The organism is Candidatus Poriferisodalis sp. (genome assembly GCF_965262965.1).
In the GTDB taxonomy this organism is placed as follows: domain Bacteria; phylum Actinomycetota; class Acidimicrobiia; order Acidimicrobiales; family Poriferisodalaceae; genus Poriferisodalis.
Genome location: NZ_OZ253573.1, coordinates 3,437,064 through 3,453,866 on the forward strand (window position 1 = coordinate 3,437,064; position 16,803 = coordinate 3,453,866).

Annotated in this window: 14 protein-coding genes, 2 pseudogenes and 1 other annotated feature; of the genes and pseudogenes, 13 read left to right on the forward strand and 3 right to left on the reverse strand. The window is 65.1% G+C overall.

What is annotated here, in order from left to right:
- Positions 1-2: 2 nt before the first annotated feature.
- Positions 3-2,963 (forward strand): site-specific DNA-methyltransferase, encoded by a 2,961-nt coding sequence (locus tag ACQY5K_RS16430; RefSeq protein WP_428117479.1) that lies wholly within the window; start codon positions 3-5, stop codon positions 2,961-2,963.
- Positions 2,964-3,155: 192 nt separating this feature from the next.
- Here the strand turns inward: ACQY5K_RS16430 and ACQY5K_RS16435 are convergent.
- Positions 3,156-4,370 (reverse strand): annotated as a pseudogene (locus ACQY5K_RS16435) (IS3 family transposase); the annotation flags it as partial.
- Positions 3,960-4,074, reverse strand: a sequence feature (AL1L pseudoknot). Its footprint overlaps the pseudogene before it by 115 nt.
- Before the next feature lie 606 nt (positions 4,371-4,976).
- Between ACQY5K_RS16435 and ACQY5K_RS16440 the strand changes: the two are divergent.
- The 11 genes and pseudogenes from ACQY5K_RS16440 (at position 4,977) to ACQY5K_RS16490 (ending at position 13,986) form a co-directional block, all read left to right on the forward strand.
- Positions 4,977-5,339: a hypothetical protein gene (locus ACQY5K_RS16440; protein ID WP_428117482.1), complete on the forward strand. Its 363-nt coding sequence runs from the start codon at positions 4,977-4,979 to the stop codon at positions 5,337-5,339.
- Positions 5,336-5,806 carry an ATP synthase subunit I gene (locus ACQY5K_RS16445; RefSeq protein ID WP_428117484.1) on the forward strand — a complete coding sequence of 157 codons (471 nt, stop codon included), beginning with the start codon at positions 5,336-5,338 and terminating at the stop codon, positions 5,804-5,806. The genes ACQY5K_RS16440 and ACQY5K_RS16445 overlap by 4 nt, the downstream gene beginning before the upstream one ends.
- A complete protein-coding gene (gene atpB / locus ACQY5K_RS16450) occupies positions 5,803-6,594 on the forward strand; it encodes a F0F1 ATP synthase subunit A (RefSeq protein ID WP_428117486.1) in 792 nt (263 codons plus the stop codon). The genes ACQY5K_RS16445 and atpB overlap by 4 nt, the downstream gene beginning before the upstream one ends.
- A 98-nt stretch (positions 6,595-6,692) precedes the next feature.
- Complete coding sequence (atpE, locus tag ACQY5K_RS16455) at positions 6,693-6,947, forward strand: ATP synthase F0 subunit C (protein ID WP_428117489.1); 255 nt, start codon at positions 6,693-6,695, stop codon at positions 6,945-6,947.
- Positions 6,948-6,956: 9 nt separating this feature from the next.
- A complete protein-coding gene (gene atpF, locus ACQY5K_RS16460) occupies positions 6,957-7,511 on the forward strand; it encodes a F0F1 ATP synthase subunit B (protein ID WP_428117491.1) in 555 nt (184 codons plus the stop codon).
- A 121-nt stretch (positions 7,512-7,632) separates the two neighbouring features.
- Positions 7,633-8,160, forward strand: a complete 528-nt coding sequence (gene atpH, locus ACQY5K_RS16465) for an ATP synthase F1 subunit delta (RefSeq protein WP_428117493.1) — start codon at positions 7,633-7,635, stop codon at positions 8,158-8,160.
- Positions 8,157-9,710, forward strand: a complete 1,554-nt coding sequence (gene atpA / locus ACQY5K_RS16470) for a F0F1 ATP synthase subunit alpha (RefSeq protein WP_428117496.1) — start codon at positions 8,157-8,159, stop codon at positions 9,708-9,710. Before atpH ends, atpA begins: the two co-directional genes overlap by 4 nt.
- A gap of 6 nt (positions 9,711-9,716) precedes the next feature.
- On the forward strand, positions 9,717-10,691 hold the full coding sequence (locus tag ACQY5K_RS16475) for a F0F1 ATP synthase subunit gamma (RefSeq protein ID WP_428117498.1): 975 nt from the start codon (positions 9,717-9,719) through the stop codon (positions 10,689-10,691).
- A 38-nt stretch (positions 10,692-10,729) separates the two neighbouring features.
- The gene (gene atpD / locus ACQY5K_RS16480; RefSeq protein ID WP_428117501.1) at positions 10,730-12,181 is read left to right on the forward strand and encodes a F0F1 ATP synthase subunit beta; all 1,452 of its coding nucleotides are present in this window, start codon (positions 10,730-10,732) and stop codon (positions 12,179-12,181) included.
- A 34-nt stretch (positions 12,182-12,215) separates the two neighbouring features.
- Entirely contained in the window at positions 12,216-12,599 is a 384-nt protein-coding gene (gene atpC / locus ACQY5K_RS16485; protein WP_428117503.1) for an ATP synthase F1 subunit epsilon, read from the forward strand.
- Between the two features lie 154 nt (positions 12,600-12,753).
- Positions 12,754-13,986, forward strand: a pseudogene (locus ACQY5K_RS16490) (ammonium transporter).
- 9 nt (positions 13,987-13,995) lie between these two features.
- Here the strand turns inward: ACQY5K_RS16490 and ACQY5K_RS16495 are convergent.
- Both ACQY5K_RS16495 and glpX read right to left on the reverse strand, forming a co-directional pair.
- Complete coding sequence (locus ACQY5K_RS16495; protein WP_428117506.1) at positions 13,996-14,436, reverse strand: phosphoribosyl-AMP cyclohydrolase; 441 nt, start codon at positions 14,434-14,436, stop codon at positions 13,996-13,998.
- Positions 14,437-14,439: 3 nt separating this feature from the next.
- Entirely contained in the window at positions 14,440-15,495 is a 1,056-nt protein-coding gene (gene glpX / locus ACQY5K_RS16500; RefSeq protein ID WP_428117508.1) for a class II fructose-bisphosphatase, read from the reverse strand.
- An 80-nt stretch (positions 15,496-15,575) separates the two neighbouring features.
- Here glpX and lhgO point away from each other — a divergent pair, with 80 nt between their 5' ends.
- The gene (lhgO, locus tag ACQY5K_RS16505) at positions 15,576-16,787 is read left to right on the forward strand and encodes an L-2-hydroxyglutarate oxidase (RefSeq protein WP_428117511.1); all 1,212 of its coding nucleotides are present in this window, start codon (positions 15,576-15,578) and stop codon (positions 16,785-16,787) included.
- The last annotated feature ends 16 nt before the right edge of the window (positions 16,788-16,803 follow it).

Sequence of the window (16,803 nt, forward strand, 5' to 3'; positions counted from 1 at the left end):
AGGTGGAGAATCTCACCCACGAAGAATCCTCCAGGCTGAACATCCCGACGGCCGAGTATCAAACGCAGGCTTCAAACGATGCAGTGGCAGCGGTCCGAGTGGCATACGAGCGGCTCAATCGAGACCTCGATCCGCAGCTAGTGTGGCGTGGCAAGGACATCGCCGACTGGTCTGATCTGGTAGTTCAGGCACCGCCGCTGTTCATCCAAGAGAAGATCCAGCCCAAGGCACTCGTAGAAGATCTGCGACGACTCAGCCAGCGGCGCAGCATTGAGCAAGCGGCATCCGAAGCAGGGTTCCAGATCGAGCTGTTCTCCGATTTCAACGGGCTTCCGAGTACCGATGTGAGGACCGAGTTCTATCGGCACCAAATGAACTGGTCGAACCGTATGATCCTCGGCGACAGTCTGCAGGTGATGGCCAGTCTCGCGGAGAGCGAAGGACTGCGTGGCCAAGTGCAGTGCATCTACATCGATCCGCCATACGGCATCAAATTCAACTCGAACTTTCAATGGTCGACCACAAGTCGCGACGTACGAGATGGCAAGGCCGACCACATCACTCGCGAACCGGAACAGGTACGAGCCTTCAGAGACACTTGGCGCGACGGCATTCACAGTTATCTGACTTATCTCCGAGATCGCTTAACAGTTGCCCGCGATCTTCTGACCGAAAGTGGTTCCATCTTTGTCCAAATTGGTGATGAGAACGTTCATCGCGTGCGGACCTTGATGGACGAAGTGTTCGGGGCCAGCGCTTTCATCGCCCAAGTGACTTTCCGCGTAAAGAGTCCCCTGGGTAACTCTGAGCTGGCCCGAACTTCGAACTTTATTCTGTGGTACGCGAGGAATTCCGACTCCGTCAAGTTTCGAGAACTCCGTGCATTGAAGCAACTTGACGAGCATTCTGAGTTCTCGTTGGTGCAATTGTCAGATGGCCGCGTAGCCTCACGCGCGAAGCTAAATCCGGCGGAACTCACGGACTCTGTTCGTTACTTGACTGCTCAAAATCTGGGCTCATCTGGCTATACAGATTCCTGTATGTTCGACTTCTCCATTGAGGGAAGAACTTTCAGCCACCCTCGGGGAAAAAGTTGGAAGACGAATGAGTCTGGGATGCGTCGCCTCTTATACGCTGATCGCCTCCACCCGCTGAATCGGAGCCTGAGGTGGCGCTACTACCTTGATGATGCGCCAGGCGAAGCAATTACTGATGTTTGGCAGGACACGTTTGCCGCGTACGACAAGACGTACGTTGTTCAAACGGCCACGTCGGTAATCGAGCGCTGTCTGTTGATGACCACGGACCCCGGCGATCTGGTACTCGATCCGACGTGCGGGGCAGGTACTGCGGCGTACGTGGCAGAGCAGTGGGGCAGACGATGGATCACCATTGACACTTCGCGGGTTGCATTGGCCTTGGCACGGGCGCGGCTCATGGGGGCTCGCTATCCGCACTACCTGCTGTCTGACAGTCCAGAAGGGCGACAGAAGGAAGCCGATCTCGGCCATGCCCAGTCGTCTGATGCGTTGACGTACGGAGATGTGAGGCAGGGGTTCGTCTACGAACGCGTCCCGCACATCACGCTGCGGTCGATTGCCAACAACGCCGAGCTCGACGTCATCTACGAACAACGTCAACCCGCGGTAGAGGCTGCTCTCGCGGACCTCAATTCGTTGCTGCGTGCCAGTCCACCGGTGCCGTTTGAGGTGGAGCTCGGCGGCCGGAAGGGCCAGCGGATTTGCTTCGCCTCGCCAGCAGACGCCACGGTCTCGCTGCCGTCGGGTGAGGAGGCACCTGCGAGCGGCCTGCTCGAATGGGAGGTTCCACGCGAGCGGCCCGGCGACTGGCCGGCCGATGCCGCCGAGCCGCACGAACGGTTCTGGCAGGCTCGCCTTGACCGGCAGCAGGCAATGGACGAGTCCATCGCCGCGAAGGCCGACTTCGAAGACCTCTACGACAAGCCGTACGAGGACAGCTCGAAGGTGCGGGTCGCCGGACCATTCACCGTCGAGAGCATCTCGCCGCATCGCTACCTGGGTCTCGGCGCCGATGACGAACTGATCGATCCAGTCGCCGAGGCACGGAGCAACGGCGAGGCGCCGCAGGACTTTGTCTCGCTCATCCTCGACAATTTGCGGACGGCGGGTGTGCAGCAGGCACACAAGGCAGACCGCATCGACTTCACTTCACTCCAACCGTGGCCCGGCGATTACGTCTGTGCGGCGGGTGCCTACACCGAGGCGTCGGCTACCTCGCCGACCGGCTCGCCCGAAAACGGGCAACCCGCACCTGATGCGGCTGCTGCACAGGCCGAAACGCGAACGGCCGCGATCTTCGTCGGTCCGGAGTTTGGCACCGTCACGCGCCCCGAACTCGTGGCAGCCTCCCGGGAAGCCACCGAGGCTGGTTTTGACGTGCTGATCGCCTGCGCGTTCAACTACGACGCACAGGCGTCCGCGTTCATCAAATCGGGGCCGTTGCCCGTGCTGAAGGCCAGGATGAACGCCGACCTGCACATGGCGAGCGAGCTCAAGAGCACCGGCAGCGGCAACCTGTTCGTGATCTTCGGCGAACCCGACATCGAGCTGTTGCAAGCGCCCGCAACCGATGACGGCGCTGAGCAGTTCTGCGTGAAGCTGAAAGGGATCGACGTGTTCGATCCGACGACCGGCGATGTGCGCAGCGACGAACCCGACTCCATCGCCTGCTGGTTCGTCGACACCGACTACGACCACGAGAGCTTCTTCGTGCGTCACGCCTACTTCCTCGGCAGCAAAGATCCCTACGAAACGCTCAAGAGGACCTTGCGCGCCGAGATCGACGAGGACGCCTGGGCCAGTCTCCACAGCGACATCTCACGACCGTTCCCAGCACCCGAGTCGGGTCACATCGCTGTGAAGGTCATCAATCACCTAGGCGACGAAGTCATGAAGGTGTTTCGCCTTCCGAGCGCCGCCTAGGAGCCTGCTGAGCAAGCCGTTTGTGGGCGTGTCAGATGGTGTTTGTGTCGGGCGTGATTTGGCGGTCCGGTGGGCGGTTGTGTGCGGTGCGGGGTGGTTGCGGGTGTGGCGGTGGCCGTTCGGGGCCGTGTGTGTCGGGTTGATTCGCCCTGGGTTTTGCGCAGGCTGGTTGTTTTGGTTTTCTGTCCTGTGGTGGTCGGTGTTTCGGGCAGCGTACGCGGCTTCGAATTGGTCGGGGCTGAGGTCGTCGAGGTAGCGGTGGATGCGGCCGGTGTTCCACCAGTGCACCCAGCCCAGGGTGGCGAGCTCGACGTCGTCGATCGTGCGCCACGGGCCTTGTGCGGGGCCGCGGATCAGCTCGGTCTTGTAGAGCGCGTTCACGGCCTCGGCCAGGGCGTTGTCATATGAGTCCCCGACCGATCCGATCGAGGGGACAGCGCCGATCTCGTCGAGGCGCTCGCCGTATCGGATGCTGGTGAACTGGGCGCCGGCATCCGCGTGAGCGACGAGCCCTTCGAGGCGGACGCCGCGCGTCCAGCGGGCCATCTCCACAGCGTCGAGCACCATCTGGGTGCCCATGTTCGACGCGGCCCGCCAGCCCACGATGCGGCGGCTGTGGGCGTCGGTGATGAAGCACACATAGGCGACGCCGGACCAGGTGGCGACGTGGGCCAGATCGGCGACCCACAGCCGGTTCGGGGCATCGGCGGTGAAGTCCCGCTCGACGAGGTCGGGTGGGCGGGCCGCTTCGGGGTCCGGCCGGGTGGTGCGCACCTTCTTTGTCCGCTTGACGCCCCGGATACCCAGCCGCCCCATGAGGCGGGCGACTTGGCCGCGGCCGATGTCGTGCCCGGCGCGGCGGGCCGCGATCCACAGCTTGCGCGCCCCGTACACCGAATAGTTCGCCTGCCACAGCGCCAACAGCAGCGGCATCATCGCGGCGTCGCGCTTCGACCGCTCAAACGGCGGGCGGCGCTTCGCGGACCAATACGTGGACGGAGCCACCTGCAACGCAGCGCAGACGGGCTCGACTCCGAACTCGGCACGATTCGCGTCGACGAACTCGACGGTCATCGCTGTCGGCGGTCGAGCCCCTTACCCGAAAAAAGTCGCCGCCCGCTGCAAGATCTCATTCGCCCGACGCAGCTCACGGTTCTCCTGACGCAACCGCCGCAGCTCCTCGCTCTCAGCCGAGGTCAGCCCCACACGGGCACCCGCGTCGATCTCGGCCCGGGCCACCCACTTGCGCACCGACTCCACGCCATAGCCCAGCTGCCGGGCCACCCTGGTGATCGTGCCCGCCGAAGCGCCCAGCTCCTAGCGCAACGCCAGCACCATCCTCACCGCGTGCTGCTTCTGCTCAGGCGAATACCGCCGCGACGCCGCCGCCCTCGCTTCTGTGCTCATGGCTCCCATGCTTGCTCCAATCTCTGGAGCCTGCGCAAAACCCAGGGTGAACCAGTCGGCCCCGTCGATGAATCGACTTCGTTGGTGGGTGGTGTCGTGGTCCGTCTACACCGATACCTACACCACGACTACGGAAGGCGACATTCTGATCGCGACCAATCTCCGTCAGCATCGGTTCCTCAAGCCGTCCTAGGTGTCGAGTGGCAGCCTCGAGGATGCGGAGTGGAGGGTCGATGTCATCGCATCGGCCGAAGCCGGCGGCTTCGAGCCCTGGACCAGTCAGCGTGTGACTGCCGACGGCAGTGGGCAAGGGAGCGCTGCTGGTGGCAGTACCAGACGCGGCCCAAAGAGACGCACGACTCGCAGCCGCTCGCGAGGATCTACGTCGGTAGTCGTCCGGTGCACCGCTTGCCGCGCTGGGACACCCTCTCGGGATGCCAAGGGCATGATGCAGTTGTAGCTGAGCACCGCTTGGCGTGGTGATGTGCCGGCTGAGGCCGTAGATTTCTGGCGGCTTCGCCAGTGCCCAGTGTTTGGCCTCCCTTTTGGACCAGGTGCGGGCCGGCGTGCTGAAACCCCCGCATACCTCGGAGGCGATGAGCACTCATGCGATCGCACGCGGCGCGCGAACGGACGCGAGCAGCCCGAAGCGGCAACGGCAGCGAAGACGGCCTCGCGAAGGCCGTTGAGATCGTTCTGACGCCAGTGATCTTCGCAGCGGCAGGATTCGGCCTCGACCGCTGGCTCGATACCGGTCCGTGGCTGGCGTTGAGCTTCGGCTTGGTCGCCTTCGTGCTCAAGCTGCTGATCGAGTGGTACCGGTACTCCGAGCGGATGTCCAAACTTGAGTCTGATCTGGCCGAACAGCGCCCGACGCAGCGGCGCGGCATTGATCGAGCCGAGCCGGCCGCGGTCAGCCTGCCGGTTGGCGTTGTGCTGGACAATGAGCCGTCGGAGCACGGCGCGTGACGGCATCGGGCCCGGCGGAGGGCGGAACGGCGGCGCGATCAGCCAGTGAGGATGCGCCTGAGCGCGCCATCGCCGTCGACATCGCGCGCCGCAGCTTGTACGTCAGCCCCGTGTGGGTGGCCGCGTGCGGCCTCGTATGGGGCGTCGGCGGTGCGGCCTCTGCGGCGTACGGGATCGTGCTCGTCGTAGTCAACCTTCTTGCCGCAGCAGCGATCATGACGTGGGCGGTACGCATCTCGCCCGTGGCCTTGATGGCGGCGAGCCTCGGGGGCTTCGTCGGCCGCCTCGCCGTGCTCTTCGGAGCGGTCGTCGCGGTCAGCGGACTGAGCCTGTTCGAGCCGGTTCCGCTCGGCATCACTATCGGAGTCAGCCATCTCGGTCTGCTCGTGTGGGAGATGCGGTATGTTTCCCTGCGGCTCGCAGCCCCAGGCCTCGATCTGCAACGTCCCGGCAAGGAGAAGAAGTGAACCTGCTAGCGCTTACTTTCCCGGACATTGGGCACCTCTTGGAGTGGCCAAACGTCCTGCCGGGTCTCGATGACTCCGTGTTCGCGCTGAACAAGGTCGGCATCATCTACATCTTTGCGCTCGTGGCTCCGGTCGCGATTTTCTTCATGGCCAAGCGCCGCTACGCGCAGGCAGAGGTCGTCACCGCCCCCCGCGGGGTCCAGACAGTGGCGGAGACCTCGGTGGAGTTCATCCGCGAGAACATCATCATGCAGACCATCGGGCCCGACGGCCTGCGCTACCTGCCGTTCCTGGCGACGCTGTTCTTCTTCATCCTGTTCTCGAACATCACCGAGGTGTTCCCGTTCATCCACTTCCCGGCCAACGCCCGCATGGCGATGCCCGTTGTCCTCGCGGTGCTCGTCTGGGTGGTATTCAACGCCGTCGGCATCAAGAACCACGGCTTCTTCGGCTATCTGAAGAACGTTGTCGTGCCGCCCGGTGTGCCAAAGGCGCTGCTGCCGCTCGTGGCGCTCATCGAGTTTGTTTCGACCTTCTTCGTCCGTCCGTTCTCGCTGGCTGTGCGGCTCTTTGCAAACATGCTTGCCGGGCACTTGCTGCTCGTCACGTTCGGTGTGCTCACCGCTGCGCTGTGGGACACGAGTCTGCTGGCCACCATCGTGTGGGCACCGTTCGTGGTGCTCATCGGCCTGACCGGCTTCGAGATTCTCGTCGCTTTCCTGCAGGCGTTCATCTTCACGATCCTCACTGCCGTCTACATCGGCGGCGCTCTGCATCCCGAGCACTAGGCCCGCCCAGCCCATCACCCCTTCGACTCACGGTCGCACGGCGTCCCGGCGCTTCGGCCCCTGCCCCAATATCCCGTACAACACAGGAGACACGAGTAATGGAATTGCTCGCACAAGCAGCGGACAACGCACTCGACGGATTGAAGGCGCTCGGCGCTGGCCTCGGCTACGGCCTTGCGGCCATCGGCCCCGGCGTCGGCATCGGTCTGGTCGTCGGCAATGCAATCACCGCGATGGCGCGCCAGCCCGAATCAGCGGGCATGGTCCGTACGACCATGTTCTTGGGCATCGCGTTCACTGAGGCCTTGGCCCTCATCGGTTTCGTGGTGTTCATCCTCCTCAACTTCGCGTAGGAGGAACCCATGAACGCCACTCTGAGCAATATGGCAACGGGCCTGCTAGCGGCGACCGAGGAGGGCGAGGCCGCCTCCAACCCGATCATCCCCGAATGGAATGAGGTGATCTGGGGTTCGGCGGCGTTCGTCATCCTGTTCCTCGTCATGTGGAAGCTGGCCCTGCCGCCGATCCGGCGGGCAATGGAGGCTCGTACCGAGCGCATCCAGGGCGACCTCGACGGCGCAGCAACCGCCCGTTCTGAGGCCGAGGATCTGCGCACGCAGTACGACGTCCGGCTGGCCGAGGCCAACGCCGAGGCCGCTCGGATCATCGAGGAGGCCCGAGCGGCTGCCGAGACGGTCCGCCAGGAGCGTCTGGCGGCGATCGAGCCAGAGATCGCCGAGCGTCGTGCTCAGGCTGAGGCCGATATCACCGCCGCCCGGGCACGCGCGATGGCTGAAGTCCGCGCCGACATCACGTCGATCGCCGTTGGTGCTGCCGAGCAGGTGGTGATGGCCAGCATCGACGAGGCCGCTCACGCCCGGTTGATCGAGAACTACATCGAGCGGGTGGGGAACTGATCGTCCCGCGCATCGCCCTCACGGCGCAGCCCATCACCGCCAGGCGTGTTCCGGCGGAATGGGCGGGGCAGCGCCCGGTGCGGGCCAGGACAGGAGTTGAACAGATGATCAGGATCAACCGATGAGCCAGCGAACCGATGGCTACGCGAGTGCAGTCGTGGCCATCGCGCAGGCCGAAGACGCGCTTGAGCGCGTGCCCAACGAGCTGTCCGCAGTCGGCCGCGCTGTCGCTGAGAACGAGGAACTGCGCAGCGTGCTGTCCGACCGCTCGGTCCCGGCATCACGCCGCATCGGCATCATCGAGGACTTGTTGGCGGCCCAGGCGTCGCCGGTCACGCTCAACGTGGTGGCGATGCTGGTCGGTGCTGGCCGTGGCGGCCAACTCGACACCGTCGCCGACGAGGTGCTCGAACTCGCCGCCGCAACGCGGGGTGAGGTGGTGGCCGAGGTCCGCTCGGCCGTCGCGCTCACCGACTCCCAGATCGAGCGGCTCGCCGGCGCCCTGCGCCAGGCCAGCGGCCGCAACGTGACCGTCCATGTCGTAGTGGATCCCGAAATTGTCGGAGGACTGTCCGCCCAGATCGGCGACACCGTCTTCGACGGCTCGGTCCGCACCCGGCTCGACAAGATGAAGGAGCGCCTGTCGTGACCGACTTGAGCTTTGATACCGCTGGCATCGCTTTGGCGATTCGCCAGAACCTCGAGGGCTTCGATCCGTCGATCGAGTCCGGCACTGTCGGCCGGATCCTCGAGGTCGGCGACGGCATCGCCCGCGTCTCGGGACTGCCGGGCTGTTCGGTGAACGAGATCCTGGAGTTCGCCAGCGGAGACGTCGGTCTCGCACTGAACCTCGACGAAGATTCCATCGGTGCAGTTGTGCTCGGCAGCGTGGAGTCGATCGAAGAGGGCCAGGCTGTGAAGGCAACTGGCCGCATCCTGTCGATGCCCGTCGGCGACGCAGTGCTGGGCCGCGTCGTGAACGCACTCGGCGAGCCCATCGATGGCCTCGGCGAGATCACCGGCGCAATCGAGCGCCGCATGGAGATCCAGGCGCCTGGCGTGATGGGTCGCAAGCCGGTGCACGAGCCGCTGCAGACCGGCATCAAGGCCATCGACTCGATGACTCCGGTCGGTCGAGGCCAGCGCGAGCTCATTATCGGCGACCGCAAGACCGGCAAGACGTCGATTGCCGTCGACACCATCCTCAACCAGGCCGGCCTCGGTGTGAAGTGCATCTACGTGGCGATCGGGCAGAAAGGCTCGACGGTTGCGCAGGTGGTCAACACGCTGCGCGAGCGCGGCGCCATGGAATACACCGTGGTGGTCGCCGCACCTGCCGCAGATGCCGCGCCTTTCAAATACCTGGCTCCCTACGCAGGCTGCGCGATGGGCCAGCACTGGATGGAGAACGGCGACCACGCACTCATCATCTACGACGACCTCTCCAAGCAGGCCGAGGCGTACCGCCAGATGTCGCTGTTGCTGCGCCGTCCGCCAGGGCGCGAGGCCTACCCGGGCGACGTGTTCTACCTGCACAGCCGTCTGCTCGAGCGTGCCGCCAAGCTGTCCGACGTCAACGGCGCCGGATCGCTGACAGCGCTGCCGATCATCGAGACAAAGGCCGGCGACGTGTCGGCGTACATCCCGACCAACGTGATCTCCATCACCGACGGTCAGATCTACCTTCAGGACGATCTGTTCAAGTCCGGCGTTCGTCCCGCGGTGGACGTGGGCATCTCGGTGTCGCGGGTGGGCTCTGCTGCGCAGACCAAGGCCATGAAGAGCGTGGCCGGCACCCTCAAGATCGACTTGGCCCAGTTCCGTGACCTGGAGGCGTTCGCCACCTTCGGCTCCGAGCTCGACGCCGTGTCTGCGGCCCAGTTGGGCCGTGGCTACCGGCTCGTCGAGCTGCTCAAGCAGGGGCTCAACTCGCCCATGCCCGTCGAGGAGCAAGTGGTGGTCATCTACGCGGGCACCAACGGCTACGTGGACGGCGTCCCCGTTGAGGACGTGAACCGCTACGAGACCGAGCTGCTGGCGTACATGAGCACCCGCCACAGCGCCTTGCTGGACGACATCCGTTCAACCGGCGCGCTTGACGAGGCGGCGCTCCAAGCGGCTGTGGAGGCATTCGGCGCCCAGTTCGTGACGTCGGACGCCGCCGGCAGCCAAGACGCAGCCGACGCCGCGGAGAGCTGATCCGCTATGGCAAGCGGTCAGGAGCGCATTCTTCGGCGTCGCATCAAGTCGATCGAGGCCACCAAGAAGATCACGCGCGCCATGGAGCTGATCGCGGCATCACGCATCGTGCGGGCGCAGACCCGGGTGCGCGCTGCACGGCCGTACAGCGAGAAGGTGACCGCGGTCATTGCGAATCTGGCGTCTGCGGGTGGCGAGGCCGATCACCCGCTCCTGCGCGAGCCGATCGATGTCGCCAAAGTGGCCTACGTCGTCATTGCTGCGGATCGTGGACTGTGCGGCGGTTACAACAACAACGTCCTGCGAGCCGCTGAGCGTGCCATCGCGGCTGACGCCGCTGAGGGCCGTGACTACGAGCTGGTGCTGTCGGGCCGCAAGGCCCAGGGCTATTTCCGGTTCCGCGACTACCGCATCGCCGCCGGCTTCGAAGGCTTCAGCGACCAGCCGAGCTACTCCGATGCCCAGCGGATCGCTGGGGTGGCCACGGCACTCTTCGAAAGCGGCGAGTGCGGCCAGGTGAAGCTGGCCTACACCCAGTTCCACTCCATGGGCGTCCAAGAAGTGTCGATCGCGCCGTTCATGCCGCTGGACTCCGGCGATTTCTCCGGCGACGACGGCGCTGATGAATCTCACAGCGCCGGTGCAGCCGGTGGCTACGAATTCGAGCCCGAGCCAGCGGTGATTCTCGAGCGCCTCCTGCCGCGCTACGCCGAGGCCCGTCTGTTCGCAGCGTTGCTCGAGGCCTCGGCCTCCGAACACGCGGCCCGTCAGCGAGCCATGAAGGCCGCAACCGACAACGCCGAAGATCTGAAGACCAACCTGACCCGCGTGATGAACCGCGCCCGCCAAGACGCCATCACCACTGAGATCATGGAGATCGTCGGCGGTGCCGAGGCGCTCTCTCAGACCGGCGGCGAAGTCGACCTTCTGTCCGACACCATCGAAGCCCGCACTGCGAATCTGTTCCGCGCACGCCAATAGCCCAATCGAGCCCCTCGGCGGGTTGAGGAGACACATCAATGACTCTGACTGAAGCAAGCACAGCCGACCAGACGACCGATCTCGCCGATGGACGCGTCGTGGCCATCGCCGGGCCGGTCATCGATGCGGAGTTCCCGACGGGGGCGCTCCCCGAGATCAACACCGCTGTCGAGATGCATGTCGAGCTCGAAGGCGCACCCGTCACCATCACCGGCGAGGTGGCCCAGCAGATCGGCGACAACCGGGTGCGCATCGTCTCGATGAAGGCCACCGACGGATTGACCCGAGGCATGACGGTGACGAACACCGGCCAGGGCATCAGCGTGCCGGTCGGCGACGGCGTGCTCGGCCACATCTTCAACGTGCTCGGCGAGCCGCTCGACGGTGCCGATCTGAGCGAAGGCATCGCGGATCGGTGGGAGATCCACCGCCCCGCGCCGGCCTTCGACACGCTCGAGCCGAAGGCGACGATGTTCGAGTCCGGCATCAAGGTCATCGACCTGCTTGAGCCGTACGTGGAGGGCGGAAAGATTGGCCTCTTCGGCGGTGCCGGCGTGGGCAAGACGGTGCTCATCACCGAGATGATCAACCGTGTCGCCTCCCAGCACGGCGGTGTGTCGGTCTTCGCTGGAGTAGGGGAGCGCACCCGCGAGGGCACCGACCTCTATCTGGAGATGGCGGAGTCCGGTGTGCTCGAAAAGACAGCGCTGGTCTTCGGCCAGATGGACGAGCCGCCGGGCGTGCGGTTGCGCGTCGCGCTTTCGGCGCTGACGATGGCCGAGTACTTCCGCGACGTGCAGGGCCAGGAAGTGCTGCTGTTCGTTGACAACATCTTCCGTTTCGTGCAGGCCGGCTCGGAGGTGTCCACGCTGCTGGGCCGCATGCCCTCCGCGGTGGGCTACCAGCCCAACCTCGCCGACGAGATGGGCGAGCTGCAGGAGCGCATCACCTCGACCTCGGGTCACTCGATCACATCGCTGCAGGCCGTGTACGTGCCGGCGGACGACTACACCGACCCCGCGCCGTTCACCACGTTCACCCACCTCGACGCCACCACCGAGCTGAGCCGCCAGATCGCCTCGCTGGGCATTTACCCCGCCGTGGACCCGCTGGCGTCGACGTCAACAATCCTCAGCCCCGAGGTTGTCGGCGACCGGCACTATGCCGTTGCACGGCGCACCCAGGAGATCCTCCAGCGCTACAAGGAGCTGCAGGACATCATCGCCATCCTGGGTCTCGACGAGCTGTCCGAGGAGGACCGCATTACCGTCAATCGTGCCCGCAAGATCCAGCGCTTCTTGAGCCAGCCGTTCTTCGTGGCCGAGGTCTTCACCGGCCTGCCGGGCGTCTTCGTGCCGATCGCGGAGACCATCGAATCGTTCGAGATGCTGTGCAACGGCGAGCTGGACAGCCTTCCCGAGCAGGCGTTCCTCAACGTCGGCAACGCCGAGGCTGCAATGGCCAAGGCTCGGGACTTCGAGCAGTCCTAATAGATCCGGCCGCGGGCGCAGGGAGGCACACGAGATGCAAGTTGAGCTGGTCTCACCCGAAGCGGTGCTGTTCAGTGGCGAGTGCACTCAGGTCGTCACGCGCACCGTCGACGGTGACATCGCCTTTCTGGACCACCATGCCGCGTTCATCGGGGGGCTTGACATCGGCCAGACCCAGTTGTGGGCCAGCGACGGCATCGTGACGCTGGCGATCAACCGCGGCTTCGTCGAGGTCAGCAACAACGTCGTGACGATCCTCAGCGATGCTGCCTATGCGGCTGACGAGATCGATGTCGCGGCGGCGCAGGCTGACCTCGCCGCAGCCCAAGCGGCCGTCAACGCCGATGGCGACGACGAAGACGCCAAGGCCGCGCTGGCTTGGGCGCAGACGCGCATCGCCGTCGCGGAAGCTGCGTAAACACAGCGCAGCTGCCTGAATACAGCGGAGCTGCGTAGTCACAGAGCGACGTATCGGCGCGTAGATCGCGTCTGCAAGCATGAGAGTCCCGTGCATACGACCAGGAGGGCTCGTCATGATCGCGATTCCTGAGCAATTCGTCCTGAACACGTTCATGTTCCTCGTCTGGGGATCGCTGATCATGTGGATGGCGGCCGGCTTCACGATGCTGGAAGCCGGTGCAGTCCGCAGCAAGAACGCGTCGATGATCTGCTTGAAGAACGTCGGCATCTATTCGATCGCGGGGCTCGCGTTCTACTTCATCGGGTACAACCTGATGTACGTCGACGTGGGCGACCTGTTCGGGTCGTTCACGCTGCTCTACGGACCGAGTGCCGATGAACTCGCGCTGCTCGACGGCGACGTCGGCGCGGCCGCTGCGGTGGCCGACAACGGCCACGCGGTCATGTCGGACTGATTCTTCCAGATGGTGTTCGTTGCCACGGCGGCATCGGTCGTGTCGGGCGCGATTGCCGAGCGCATCAAGATGTGGTCGTTCTTCGGGTTCACCGTGGTACTGACGGCGTTCATCTATCCGATCGTGGGCGCGTGGACCTGGGGAGGCGGCTGGCTCGCTGAGCGGGGCTTCCAAGACTTCGCCGGATCGACCATCGTGCACAGCACGGGCGGCTGGGCGGCACTGGCCGGGGTGCTGGTGGTGGGCCCCCGGCTGGGTAAGTACCGCTCCGACGGCACGGTCAAGCCGACGCCGCCGTCGAACGTCCTCGTCGTGACGCTGGGCGTGTTCATCCTGTGGTTCGGCTGGTTCGGTTTCAACGGCGGGTCGCAGCTGGCTCTGGGCAGCGTGTTCGATGCAGTCGCCATGAGCAATGTGCTCGTCAACACGAATCTGGCGGCAGCTGCAGGCGTGGTAGCGGCACTTGCGGTGTCTCGCTCGTTGCTTGGCCGGGTCGACCTCTTCGCTGGGCTCAACGGAGCCATCGCCGGACTGGTGTCCATCACAGCGGGTCCGGACATCACCGAGCAGTGGTGGGCGGTCATCATCGGCGCCATCGGCGGCATTCTGTGCACGGCCGCCATCAAGGCGCTGGAACTGCTGAAGGTAGACGACGTCGTGGGTGCGATTCCCGCTCACCTTGTCTGCGGCATCTGGGGGACGCTGGCAACGTCGATCGCTGCGGGCGCTCAGTTCCACATCCAGCTGCTGGGCGTGCTCGCGGTCGGGGCCTTCGTGTTCATCACATCGTTCATCGTCTGGAAGGCCATGGACCTCACCGTCGGTTTGCGAGTGTCGACCACGGTGGAACAGCTCGGCCAGGACACCGGCGAGCTCGGTATCGAGGCGTACCCCGAGTTCGTGCTCATGCCGGAGAACTTCGACGAGTAGACGCCGGCCTCAGCCGGTCAGCGGGCGGAGATCGGTCAGGCCCTCGACGCCTCGGTAGTAGCAACCTGGGCGGGCTGCTCCACTGGCGTCACGAGTGTGGCAAGCGCCGCCTGCATCGCGACGCACCCGGTACAGCAGCGAGTTCTGCTCGCAGTTCACACGCACGTCCACGAGCGACAGCGTGTCGCCCGACGTGGCGCCCTTGTGCCAGATCTCGTTTCGGGAGGTGGAGTACAGCACGGCGCTGCACCGCTCGAGGGTCAGCCGCAGTGCTTCTTGGTTGGCATAGCCGATGAACAGGACGTCGCCGGTGTCCGCGTCTTGGAGGACGACCGGAACCACCTGATGGCCGTCGCGGCCGATCTGGTTGACCTTGCCGAAGTCGATCTGGGCGATCGTGCCTTCTTCGAGGTCGTCAAGAGCTGGTTCTGATCGGGCTGATGTCGACATAGATCAGGTGAAATCTACGGCTGCGTAGGCGCTGAGCTTGTCGATGTCGTGGGTGGCTTCGATACGGCGCACCGTGCCGCTGCGCGAGCGCATCACCAATGAGTCGGTGGTGGCGCGGTGTGCAGTGAACTTGACGCCATGCAACAGCTCGCCGTCGGTGATGCCGGTAGCGGCGAAGAAGACATCGTCGGACTGCACTAGATCGTCGATGTGCAGCACGCGTTCGAGTTCGAACCCTGCAGCCACGGCCGCCTGGCGCTCGTGGTCGTTGCGAGGCCACAGACGGCCCTGCAGCTCGCCGCCGAGGCACTTGAGCGCAGCCGCGGAGATGATGCCTTCGGGCGTGCCGCCGATGCCAAAGAGCACATCAGTGGTGTCGCTGGCGGCCGCCGAGATGGCGCCGGCAACGTCGCCGTCGGGAATGAGCCGGATGCGCGCACCGGTATCGCGGATCTCGGCAATGAGCTCGGAGTGGCGGTCGCGGTCGAGGACCACCGCGGTGAGGTCTCGCAGGCCCTGGCCGGTCGCCTCGGCGATGGCGCGCAGGTTCTCCGTCGGCGTCCGGTTGAGGTCCACCACGCCCTTGGCGTCGCGCCCTACCGCAATCTTCTCCATGTACACGCACGGGCCGGGATCGAGCATCGTCCCACGCGGCGAGACGGCGATGACCGAGATGGCGTTCCCGCGTCCCAGCGAGGTCAGCGTGGTGCCGTCGATCGGATCGACCGCCACGTCCGTCAGCGCCCCGGCTCCGTCGCCGATCAGCTCGCCGTTGAACAGCATCGGCGCTTCGTCCTTCTCGCCCTCGCCGATGACCACGATGCCGTCCATGGGCACCGTGCTCAGCACGACTCGCATCGCGTCAACTGCGGCGCCGTCGGCGCCGTCCTTGTTACCGCGGCCCATCCAGCGAGATGCCGCCATGGCAGCGGCTTCGGTCGTGCGCACGAGCTCGAGCGCAAGGTTGCGGTCGGGAGTTCGTCTCGTGGGATCGGTGAGATCCGGGTTGCCTCGGCTGGCTTGACCTCGATCGGCGTGCGGTCTGCGGTTCTGGCTCATCGCAGCCGACCCTAGATGACCAGTTCCGTCGACGGGGTTGGCCCCGCAGGCTTGCTGGGCCGCCCAGTAGCTTCGATCGGGTGAACGGCGGTGGGACGGACTCGAAACAGGCCGACCTGGCCGTCGTCGGTGCCGGAATCATCGGATTGGCGACTGCACACCGCTACATCCGCGAGCACACCGGGTGTCGCGTCGTGGTGCTCGAAGCCGAAGCCCGGCCCGCGATGCATCAGACCGGCCGCAACTCCGGCGTGCTGCACTCGGGGATCTACTACCGGTCAGGATCATCGAAGGCCGGGCTGGCGGTTGCGGGCCGCAGCTCGATGGTCGAGTTCTGCCGTGAGCGGGACATCGCCCACGAGGTGTGCGGCAAGGTCATCGTGGCCGTCGACAGTTCCGAACAAGATCGACTGGCTGTGCTGGCGGAGCGGGCGGTTCTCAACGGCGTCAAAGCCGAGCTCATCGACGCCCGCCGCCTGGCCGAGCTGGAGCCGCACTGTGCCGGCGTGGAGGCGCTGCACATCCCTGAAACCGGCATCGCGGACTACGGCGCGGTCTGCGCTGCGCTCATCGCCGAAATCGAGTCTGCGGGTGGGGAGGTGCGGACCACCGCAGCAGTCGTCGCGCTGAGCGAGCAGTCCGGGGGCGTGCGGATCACTACGACGGCTGGTGACGTGGAAGCTTCATGGCTCGTCAACTGCGCCGGGCTGCGCTGCGATCAAGTGGCAGAGCTGGCGGGCGCAGCCTGCGGCTTCCGGATTGTCCCGTTCCGCGGCGAGTACTACGAGTTGGTGGCGGAGCGCGCGCATCTGGTAAACAACCTCATCTATCCCGTGCCGGATCCCAGCTTCCCGTTCTTGGGGGTGCATCTCACGCGGATGATCGACGGCACAATTCACGCTGGTCCGAACGCCGTCTTGGCGCTGGCCCGCGAGGGCTACGGCTGGAGCGACATCAGCCGCGCCCAGCTGCGCGAGCACCTCACCAACCGCGGACTATGGCGCCTCGCACGGCGGCACTGGCGAGCCGGGGCAGGCGAAGTGTGGCGCTCGCTCAACCCCGCAGCATTCACTCGCGCGCTCCAGCGGCTGGTGCCCGCGATCGAGCCCAAGGACTTGGCGCGCTCGGAGGCGGGTGTGCGTGCTCAGGCCATGGACGCCAATGGCGAGCTGGCCGACGACTTCGCTGTCACCACCGCAGGCCGCAGCACGCACGTGCTGAATGCGCCGAGCCCGGCGGCCACGTCCAGTCTGGAAATAGCCAAGATGATCGTCTCACGCATCGGCGCTTGAACTCCCTGTCAATCCT